The organism is Pseudarthrobacter albicanus (genome assembly GCF_018224015.1).
Lineage (GTDB): Bacteria > Actinomycetota > Actinomycetes > Actinomycetales > Micrococcaceae > Arthrobacter > Arthrobacter albicanus.
In genome coordinates, this window is the sequence record NZ_JAGPOT010000171.1 from 1 (window position 1) to 2,356 (window position 2,356).

Genomic DNA, 2,356 nt, shown 5'->3' on the forward strand with positions numbered 1-2,356 from the left:
CCAATCCATCATACAATAAACTGGTATCAACAAACTTGGCACACTATTGAGTTCTCAAACAACAGACACACCCGGCACCACCCGGACCCTTACGGTCCAGGCTCGCTCCGGAGCAACTTCCCAAACTTACCCGATCCCACGAAACTTTGCAAACCAGCGTCTCCGCGATCCACAGCCTCACACAACCGGCCCCACCAACAACCGTCGGCGTACGAAACGCCGAACCAGAACCTGGTTTGAAAATTTTTGGGATTGGCCGCCGTGGTTCCCAGCGTTTCCGCTGGTCTCCCTCTCGGCGACTTAGAAAATAATACACCCGAATGGCCGGCAATGCAAGCCCACCCGGGTATCACCCCCTGTGCCGGCCTGAACCCCCGACAATCCGGGCCAAACCCCCACGTATCGTCCAGACCAGCCCCGGTCCACGGCCAGACCAGCCCCGGTCCACAGCCAGGATACGTGTGACCCGCAACGGCAGCAGTCCCCCCGCCGCGGCTAGCATCACGGGCGAGGCCGAACGTCGGCGCCAGACCTTCCCGGCTACGTCAACGGGTGTCCCGCCGGTAGATTTTTCCGGACCAACGTGCAGACGCTGTTCACGGCCGTCCTCTACGCGGACCTCGCGGTGCTGCTCCTGCTCGGTCGCAGGTAGGCCTGAAACTGCGAACTGGTGACCCGGTTACGGCCGATGACCGCGTCGTCGGTGTGGGCTTGAGGCTGCTGAATCTCCATAACGGCGACGCGGACCCGTGGGCAAGGACGCGGGAACCGAGGTGCTCTTTGGTCGGTCGTTGTCGCCGGTACGGACCGCAGGACTTCAGGCGGTGCCGGGTCCCTTACCAGCCGCTCGCGGCAGACACGCAACATTTTTCCTCGATGCCGAATCCGCTGCAGCCACTACCGTTACCGTCCACCGCGAGGGATCGCCGGGGCGCTCCTGCCCATCGTTGCCTTCGTGGCAGAGGGCGACATCCAGCGGGGCGGCTGGGAGCCGGCCATCTCCCCCTCATGGACATCCCCGATAGAGGGCGTGATCGGCGTGGGCATCTTGGGTTTCGTCCTGCTCGCGAGTGTCGAGTCCGCCGTCGGCAGTAGCCAGCTGGCCCGGACTTGACGTGGTTTGGTGCCTCCCGGCAGCTTTGAGGACGACGACGGCAACGGAGGCACGCCGGCGTGGCTCTGGATCCCCGGGACATGGTGCTGGCGAAGCACGACGGCGTGGCGGGCACCATAGAGTGCATGGCTCCGGCGTCGGGCGATGTACTCGGCTGCCGAACCGCCGGGTGAGGCGAGGCTGCGGACCTTGCTGTCCGCCCCCGCAACGGACACGGCTTCCCGCCAGCGCCTCCCCGCCAGCGATCAGGTGGAGTTGGCCGCCATAACCGGCGACTCCGTCAACGACGCGCTGGCTTAGAAGGCCACGGACCTTGGCGGCGCGATGGATTCCGCGGCCAGCGGGTCATCGCCCACGTCAGACGGCGCCGGAGCGGCAACGGGAACGGATGTCGGCGCCGTGTTACTGCTGCCGGAGTCGGGGCAGCCACGGCGCCAGGCCTGGATCTTTTCAGAAGCACCATGGGACGCTGACTCCCGCCAACCGGTGCCGTTGCCCCGGACCCCTATGGCCAGCTCCAGCTCGCCTTTACAGACGGCCCAGCCACCGGCACTCTGGCATGCATGCTGGCGCTCATGTCAAATAGGCGACGCTAACCCCGGTTCCGTGCCGGACGCTCCATCAGTTTCCACGGGTTCCGGGGCGACGCTCCCTGAGATGTTGCCTGGCTGGCGCCGGGAGGTGGAGGGGCCTGGATCCGGCACGGGAGGTGAGGGAGGGTTTGCTGTTTTGCTGCTGTGCGGGAGCAGTCCCGACCCCGGGTCCGTGATGCCGTGGCCGCCTGGTCCGGGCCTCCGGCGCGGCGCCTGGTGCCTGGCGATGCGCAGATTCCCTGTCGCTGCCGGGATTCCGGATTCCGGAAGCGACAGGGAATCTGCGCATCGTGGGCGGGTTGCGCGTCATCAGCCACACCGGGCCGCGGAAGGATCACCCTGCGTCGGCGGTGGACAGCCGTCAGGCATCACGGCCGGCCCCGCCGGCGCCCGCCAATGGACGTGTCCCGCAAAAACAAACACGCTGCCTGCGAAAACCTGCACCACCCCACCGCCGGCGGACGAACCACAAGGCAAACCGTCCACCACACGCCATGAGACAGAAACCGTCCACGAAGTCCTGGGAGAGAACATGGTCGTTTCCCTGCGGGAGGTGCGGGAGGGCGGGCCGTTTCCCTGCGGGAGGTGCGGGAGGGCGGGTCGTTTCCCTGCGGGAGGTGCGGGAGGGCGGGTCGTTTCCCTGCGGGAG

The 2,356-nt window shown here is 66.3% G+C and carries 1 protein-coding gene; it reads left to right on the forward strand.

From position 1 onward, the window contains the following. Positions 1 to 955: 955 nt before the first annotated feature. Positions 956 to 1,114, forward strand: coding sequence for a hypothetical protein (locus J9611_RS21205; RefSeq protein ID WP_211883192.1), 159 nt, complete (start codon positions 956 to 958; stop codon positions 1,112 to 1,114). The last annotated feature ends 1,242 nt before the right edge of the window (positions 1,115 to 2,356 follow it).